Origin of the sequence: Nocardia thailandica NBRC 100428, assembly GCF_000308795.1 — a bacterium.
In the GTDB taxonomy this organism is placed as follows: Bacteria; Actinomycetota; Actinomycetes; order Mycobacteriales; family Mycobacteriaceae; genus Nocardia; species Nocardia thailandica.
In genome coordinates, this window is the sequence record NZ_BAGK01000234.1 from 35,358 (window position 1) to 43,176 (window position 7,819).

Here is a 7,819-nt window from a genome sequence, read left to right on the forward strand (position 1 = left end):
CGTCACAGATGCAGGCAGAGCTACCGAACACGAAACCGCTGGGCAAGCGCTGGTTCCTCGGCAGTGTCGTAGCCGCCTTCGTCCTCACCTTCGCCCAGGCGCCGAGCCTCACCGTCGCCGACACCAAATACGACCTCGCCCAGAATCCGCTGGGCTTCCTGGCGCGCGCCTCCCACCTGTGGAACAGCCAGGCACCGATGGGCCAGGTGCAGAACCAGGCCTACGGCTACTTCTTCCCGCACGGTGCGTTCTTCTCCGGCGGCCACCTGCTGCACGTCCCCGCCTGGGCCACCCAGCGCGTCTGGTGGGCGCTGCTGCTGCTCGCCGGCTTCTGGGGCATCGTGCGGTTGTGCGAGACGCTCGGGATCGGCGCGCGCGGGTCGCGGGTGATCGCCGGTATCGCCTTCGCGCTGTCACCGCGGGTGCTCACCACGCTCGGGTCCATCTCCTCGGAGACGCTGCCGATGATGCTCGCGCCCTGGGTGCTGCTGGCGCCCGCCGCGCTCGGCGTCGCGATGCGGGGACGCCGGACCGGCAGTTCGCCGCCCCGCGCCGGGGGCGCGACCTCCCCGGCCGGTAGCGCGTTCGCGCTGGCCCTGATGGGATCGGTCAACGCCGTCGCCACCGTCGCCGCCTTCCTGCCCGCCGCGCTGTGGTGGGCGACGTACCGCCCGAACCGGCGCTGGTGGCGGTTCACGGCGGCCTGGATCCCGCTGCTGGTGCTGGCGACCTTCTGGTGGGCGGTGCCGCTGCTGCTGCTCGGCAAGGTCAGCCCGCCGTTCCTCGACTACATCGAGTCCTCCGGGGTGACCACCCAGTGGGCCTCCCTGAGCGAGGTGCTGCGCGGCACCGACAGCTGGACCCCGTTCGTCTCCCCCGAACGCATCGCGGGCGCCGTGCTGGTCACCCAGCCCGCGGCCGTGCTGGCCACCGGGCTGCTGGCCGCCGCGGGCATGGCCGGGCTGGCCATGAAGACCATGCCGCACCGGGGCCGGTTCGCCCTGATCCTCGGCGTCGGGCTCGCCGGGATCTGCGCGGGCTACGTCGGCGAGCTCGGCGGACCCTTCGCCGAGTCGGTGCGGGTCTTCCTCGACGCCTCCGGCGCGCCGCTGCGCAACGTGCACAAGCTCGAACCGCTGATCCGGCTGCCGCTGGTGCTCGGGCTGGCGCACCTGCTCGGCCGGGTGCCGCTGCCCGCGTCGGTGCCGATGCCGGTGTGGCGCAGCGCCTTCGCCCATCCCGAGCGCAGCCGTCCGGTGGCCGTCGCCGGGCTGGTGCTCGCCGCGCTCGTCCTGGCGACCTCGCTGGCCTGGACCGGCAAGCTCGCCCCCCGCGGCGCCTACGACGAGGTGCCCGCGTACTGGCAGGACACCGCGGACTGGCTGGAGGCCAACGCCGCCGACACCCGCGCGCTCATCGTCCCCGGGGCGCCGTTCGGCAGCCAGATCTGGGGCCTCACCCGCGACGAGCCCATCCAGGCGCTGGCGACGACGCCCTGGGCCGTGCGCGACTCGGTGCCCCTCAACCCGCCCGGCACCATCCGCGCGATGGACTCGGTCCAGCGGCTCATCGCCGACGGGCGGCCCTCCACCGGCCTCGCCGCGACCCTGGCCGACCAGGGCATCGGGGTGCTCGTCCTGCGCAACGACCTCGACCCCGACACCTCGCGCTCGACCCGGCCGATGCTCGCCCACCAGACCCTGGACAGCTCACCCGGCCTCACCAAAGTCGCCGAGTTCGGCGCCGAGATCGGCCCGCGCGAGGCCGACGCCGGGCTCGTCGTCGACAACGACCTGCGCCCGCCCTACCCCGCCGTCGAGATCTACCGGGTCGAGACGCCCGGACCCGGCACCCCGGCCGAGGTGCGCGCGGGCACCGGCGCGCCCCCCGGCTTCCCGGGCGCCTACACCGTCGCGCTGGACGCGATCCCGGTGGTGCAGGGCGGCCCCGAGGTGCTCGAACGCCTCCGTCGCGGCACCGGCGACCCCGCCGCGCCGCGCCTGCTCGGCGCCGACGCCGAACGGGCCGGGCTGCCCGCCGGGCAGGTGCTCGTCACCGACACCCCGATGGACCGGGAGGCCGACTTCGGCCGCGTCGACAACCACAACTCCGCGCTGCGCGCCCCCGGCGACGCGCGCCGCACGCACAATCTCGTGCCCGATTACCCGGTCGACGGCACCGAACTCGTGCGCGGCGAATGGTCGGGCGCCACGGTCACCGCGTCCAGCGCGGCGGGCGACGCGACCCAGATCGGCGGCGCGGCACCCGGCAGCTCCACCGCCGCCGCGGTCGACGGCGACCCGACCACCGCCTGGATCAGCAACGGCGCGGAGAACGCGCTCGGCCAGTGGCTCCGGCTCGACCTCGACCAGCCGATCGCCGCGGGCTCGCTGAGTTTCACCACCAGCGCCGCCGCCATCGGCGACCCGGTGAAGTGGGTGGAGGTGCGCACCGAGCGCGGCACGGTGTCCGCGCGGATCACCGAACCCGGTGTGCCCGTGAGCGTCCCGCTGCCCGCCGGCCGCACCTCGTGGATCACGGTGACGGCGACGCGCACCGAGACCGGCGCGCGCGGCGGCCAGTTCGGCATCAGCGAGCTGAGCGTCTACGACTACACACACCGCGACGCGCCGACCCAGGTCGACATCCGGCACCGCACGGTCGTCCCGGGACCGGCGCGCGCGGCGACCGTCGCCGGCTGGGACCTCGGCCAGGAATTCCCCGGGCGCAGTGCCTGTTTCGACGGACCGGACCGGGTGCACTGCAGCAAGGGCCTCGGCCTGCCCGCCGAGGAACCGGGCCGGTTCAGCCGCACGCTGACCGTCCCCGAACCCGCGACCGTCACCCCGGAACTGACCGTGCGGACCCGCCAGAGTCCCGAACTCGAAGCGCTGCTCACCGACCGTGGCAGGCCCGTCGCCCGCGGCAAGGCCGACGTCGGCGACCTGCGCGGATCCGCGTTCGCCGCCACCGACGGCGACCCGCGCACCACCTGGACCGCCCCCGAATCCACCGTCCGCAACCTCGCGGGCGGCAAACCCACCCTCGTCCTGGAACTTCCCGAACCGGTCGAGGTCACCGGGCTCGACCTCACCACCAGCCTCGGCGGCCTGCCCGCGACGCCGACCGCGGTCTCGGTCAACCTCGGCGACGGCCCGCAGGTGCGTGAGCTGCCCGAGCGCGAGCACGGCGAACCCGCTCGCGTCGAGCTGTATCCCGCCGTCACCGACCGCATCGAGATCAGCATCCAGTCCTGGAACGAGGTGCTCGACCGCACCGCGCTCGGCTTCGTGCTCACCCAGCCGCCGGGCCTCGCCGAGGTCACCGTGCTCGGACCGGAGTACCCGGCGGCCGCGCCCGGGGACCGGATGGTCACCATCGGCTGCGACGCGGGCCCGGTCATCGCGCTCGGCGGCCGCAACGTCCACACCACGATCACCGCCACCGCCGACGAACTCCGTTCGGGCGCCCCGGTGTCCGCGCGACCCTGCGCCGACGCGCCCGAGGGCGAGGCCGACGCCGACGCCGGGACGCGGGTCGACCTGCTCCCCGGCCGCACCGACGTGACGGTCGCGCCGACCGAGATGTTCACGGTGGACCGGCTGCGGCTGCCGCGCGTCGACCCGCTGCGGCCCGCGCCGAGCTCCCCCGGCACCCGAGTGCTCGTGCTGCCGCTGAGCACGAACGTCGGCTGGCAGGCGCAGACCGCCGACGGGCGCGCGCTCGCGCCGATCGTCGTCGACGGGTGGCAGCAGGGCTGGCTGCTGCCCGAGGGCACCGCCGGGCCGATCACGGTGTCCTTCCCCACCGACCGCTGGTACCGGCTCGCCATCTTCGGCGGCCTGTCGCTGCTGATCCCGCTGGCCCTGCTGGCGATCCCGCGCCGGGCCCGCCGAGCCGGGGACCCCGGACCGGCGCCGCGGCCCTGGCGCAGCCCGTGGCCGGGCGCGGCCGGACTCGTCGCGCTCGCCACCGTCATCTCCGGCCCGGTCGGCGCCGCGCTGGCGGCGCTCGGGCTGATCTGCCGGGCCACGCGCGCGCGGGCGACGGCGGCGGCCCTGCCGTGGATCGCGGGCGTCGGGACGCTGCTGTCCACGGCGGCGCTGTCGACGGGGACGTGGCGGTCGGGGTCGACCTACATGGGCGGATCGCTGTGGGCGCAGCTGCCCGCGCTCGTCGCCGTCGTCGCCGTCGGCGTCGCGGCGCTCCCCCCGCGCGAGACCGGCGACGCGGCCGCCGAACCGGGTACCGACTAGGGCGCGGCGTGCGCCTGCTCCTCCTCGGCGCGCCGCTGCGCGGCGGTCCTCGCCCGCTCCCGGTCGCGCACCCAGCGGCGGATCGGCTCCTCGATCAGCGCGTAGCTGGCGGCGGCCAGCGGGAGGGTGAAGGCGATCGTCAGCAACAGGACCCAGACGAAGTCGCCCGAGAACGGCAGGATGCCGAAGATCGGGAACACCATCGTCAGCACGGCCAGGTGCCACAGGAACACCCCGTAGGACCAGCGGCCGAGCACCGCCGCGGGCCGCGATTCCAGCCAGCGGTGCGGCGCGGCGCCCTCGGGCCGCAGGACGAGCGGCGCGAGCAGGCAGAATCCGATGATCGCGCCCAGCAGCATCTTCACCGCGTACTGCCACGGCTGCGCCCGCTCCAGCCCGGCCGGGCCGCCGTACTCGGTGGCCGAGAGCAGGAACGCCGCGAGCGCGATCGCCCACATCAGCGGCTGGGAGACACCGAGCCGGTACCACCACGCGGTCGGCCTGACCTGGTGGATCAGCTCGGCCAGCAGCATGCCCGCGGCGAACCACGGCAGGTAGGCGGGCAGCCAGTTGTCGGCGTGGATGGCGTCGGGGGTCGGCACCGGCAGCAGGTTCCACGTCAGCGACACCGCGGCCAGCGCCAGCAGCGCGGGCACCCGCGCCCCGGCCGAAGCGCCGCGCAACCGGACCAGGCACCACGCCAGCAGCGGCAGCACGAGATAGAAGGCCACCTCCACCGACAGGCTCCACATCTGGGTGAGCCCCTCGGTCAGCGTCAGCGGCACGAAGACCTGCAGCAGGAACAGGTTGGACACCCACACCCGCAGGTTCGCCGTCTGCGCGGCGCCCGGCAGCAACAGCAGCACGGCAGCCACACACACCCAGTACGCGGGCAGGATGCGCGCCGCGCGATGGGCCAGGTAGCGGCGGGCCGACGGCGCCGCGCCGAGCCCGCGCGCGGCGGCGGCGTGCGGGCGCCACAGCAGGAAACCGGACAGGGAGAAGAACACCGCGACGGCCATGTCGAACCGCTCCCAGATCGGCCCCAGCCAGGGCGTGGCGGTCGCCGCGGTCTGGAAGGCGACGTGGGTCAGCAGCACGCCGAGCGCGGCCATCCCGCGCATGCCTTCCAGAGCAGGCACGAACGGGCGGGGCGCGGTGGGAGTTACGGCGGTCATCGCGTCCAGTGTGCCGTGTCGTATGTATCACCCGAACTGTTAGGGTCGGGGCTCACGAGTGCCTGTGGCGCGCCCACCGGTCCACCGGAACATCCGTGTTAGACGACGAGGAGAGTTTGCATGGCACTGAGTGCCGGTACCAGAAGGACGGTTGCCTGCGTGCTCGTGGGTCTGGGCGCGGCGCTGCTCACCGCCGCGTTGCTGATCCCGACCTACACGGTCAGCAAGGTGGCCAAGACCCCGCTCGATCTCGAGATCACCACCATCGCCACCAATCAGCCCGGCGAGGACAGCCTCGTGCTGGACTCCAAGACGCTGACCTCCGGCGACGGCCCGGCCAAGGTGGACACCAACGTCCCCCTGATCTCGCAGCGATTCCTCACGGTCGAGGAACCCTCCGACGCCGACAAGATGACCGTGCAGGCGGGCTCCACGCTGCGCCGCATCGACAAGCAGGGCGACACCGGCCTGCTCACCGCCAACATCGACCGCGTCACCATCGACCGCGTCACCGGTGAGCCCGTCGACGAGAACCCCAACGGCGCGATCGCGACCACCGTCGACAAGAACGGCACCGTCTTCGACCCGGTCCAGCACACCGGCCTCGGCTACCGCTTCCCCATCGGCACCGAGAAGAAGACCTACCCGTACTTCGACGTCAACGTGCGGAAGTCCTTCGACGCCAACTTCATCGAAGAGACCGAGATCAACAACACCAAGGTCTACCACTTCCAGATGAAGGTCCCGGTCACCAGCACCTGGGACGTCGTGCAGGCGCCGACCAACCGCCTGACCCTGCCCGCCGCCAAGTGGGGCGTCGAGGGCGAAGGCGACGTCACGATGACCCGCTACTACACCAACACCCGCGACCTGTGGATCGAGCCGCAGACCGGCACCGTGGTGAAGGGCGGCGAGAACATCCACCTGTTCTACTCGCGCACCCCGGACAAGGCCGAGGTCACCGCGCTCAAGTCGCACCTGGTCTTCGACGAGAACACCGTCGAGTCGCAGCTGGCCGTGGCCAAGGAGAACACCGACAAGCTGTCGCTGTTCGGCCGCATCGTCCCGATCGTGCTCGGCGTGCTCGGTGTCATCGCGCTCATCGCCGGCCTGTTCCTCGGGCTGACCGGCGGCGGCAGCAGCACCCCCGCCCACGCGAGCCCGCGCGGCGGCCGCCCGGCGCCTGCCCCGGCCCCCGCGCCCGAGACCCGCGACGAGTGGTCGGGTGACGACGCGCCGACCACCCAGTTCACCCGGGGCGACTACGACTCCCCGACCGAACAGATCGACATCAACAAGAAGCAGTGATTTCGGAGCGCTGACGCGCCGAGTCGCGGCCCTTCCGGCCCCGACGACAGGGACCCCGAGCTTCGCGGCTGTGCCGCAGGGGCTCGGGGTCCCTTTCGTCGGGGCGGCCACGACCGCCGCCGCGCGGCGGATCAGTCCGTCCTGGCGTTGCGGAGCACGATGACGGCGACCACGGTGGTGGTGACCGCGGCGACCGAGACCGCGGTGGTGATCAGGCTGCCGATGCTGCGGGCGAAGGCGAGCATGCAGGCGACCTCCACGAGCAGGCCGATCCAGGTGACGACCGCGAGGGCGGTGCGTTCGACGGCGATGGCGGACAGCAGCGCGCCCTGTAGGACCGCGAGGATCGCGCCGTGCAGGGCGAACAACCACAGCAGGCCCTCGATCGGCGCGTAGTCCTGGCCCGCGAACAGCGGGGCGAGGGGGGCGGCGACCGCGGCGCCCGCCACCGCGAGGACACCGATGCCCGACAGCACCGCGAGGGCGTCGCGGATCGCGCGGGCGGAGTGGCCGGGCTGGGCCATGCGGGGATACAGGACGACGCCGACGGCCTGCGGCAGCCAGAACGCGATCTTGGTGGCGATGGTGCCGAGGGAGTACCGGCTCGCGTCGACGTCGTCGAGGACCATGCGCACCACGATCAGGTCGGCCGAGGACAGCGCCATGAGCGCGGCCTGGACCTGGGCGGCCCGCAGGACCGGCAGCACGCCGACGGCACCGCGCGCGGTCTCGACGGTGGCCGGCGCCCCGCCGCGCGGCGCAGGCGCAGGCTCGTCGGGGGTCAGGGGCGCGCGGTCGCCGATCCAGCGGCCGAACACGGCGGCGGCCGCGATGCCCGCGGCGCCTGCCCACAGCGCGGGCGCGGCGCCGCCACCGAGCGCGAGAACCAGCAGGGCGGGCGCGACGCGAGCGGTTCCCGCGGCGGCCAGCAGGACCGCGAGGTCACGAAAACGCCTGCCGCCCTGCAGGATTCCCTGTTCGGCCGAGAGGACGACGAGCGCGGGCGCGGCGCACAGGGCCCCCGCGCCCGCCCAGACGCCGACGTGCAGCAGCGCGGTCACCACCGGCACGAGGGCC

4 protein-coding genes are annotated in these 7,819 nt (G+C 73.8%); 2 read left to right on the plus strand and 2 right to left on the minus strand.

Annotation, left to right across the window (positions count from 1 at the left end; genetic code table 11):
- Positions 1-8: 8 nt before the first annotated feature.
- Positions 9-4,256, plus strand: coding sequence for an alpha-(1->3)-arabinofuranosyltransferase (locus ON36_RS27150; RefSeq protein WP_052314388.1), 4,248 nt, complete (start codon positions 9-11; stop codon positions 4,254-4,256).
- On the opposite strand, the gene ON36_RS27155 is transcribed toward ON36_RS27150, so the two are convergent.
- Complete coding sequence (locus ON36_RS27155) at positions 4,253-5,434, minus strand: acyltransferase family protein (protein WP_043659340.1); 1,182 nt, start codon at positions 5,432-5,434, stop codon at positions 4,253-4,255. The genes ON36_RS27150 and ON36_RS27155 overlap by 4 nt on opposite strands.
- A 120-nt stretch (positions 5,435-5,554) precedes the next feature.
- On the opposite strand from ON36_RS27155, the gene pgfA reads away from it, so the two are divergent.
- Positions 5,555-6,742: a cell envelope lipid trafficking protein PgfA gene (gene pgfA / locus ON36_RS27160; RefSeq protein ID WP_043659342.1), complete on the plus strand. Its 1,188-nt coding sequence runs from the start codon at positions 5,555-5,557 to the stop codon at positions 6,740-6,742.
- A gap of 131 nt (positions 6,743-6,873) precedes the next feature.
- On the opposite strand, the gene ON36_RS27165 is transcribed toward pgfA, so the two are convergent.
- On the minus strand, positions 6,874-7,819 hold a 946-nt coding region (locus ON36_RS27165), incomplete at its 5' end, for a hypothetical protein (RefSeq protein WP_043659368.1).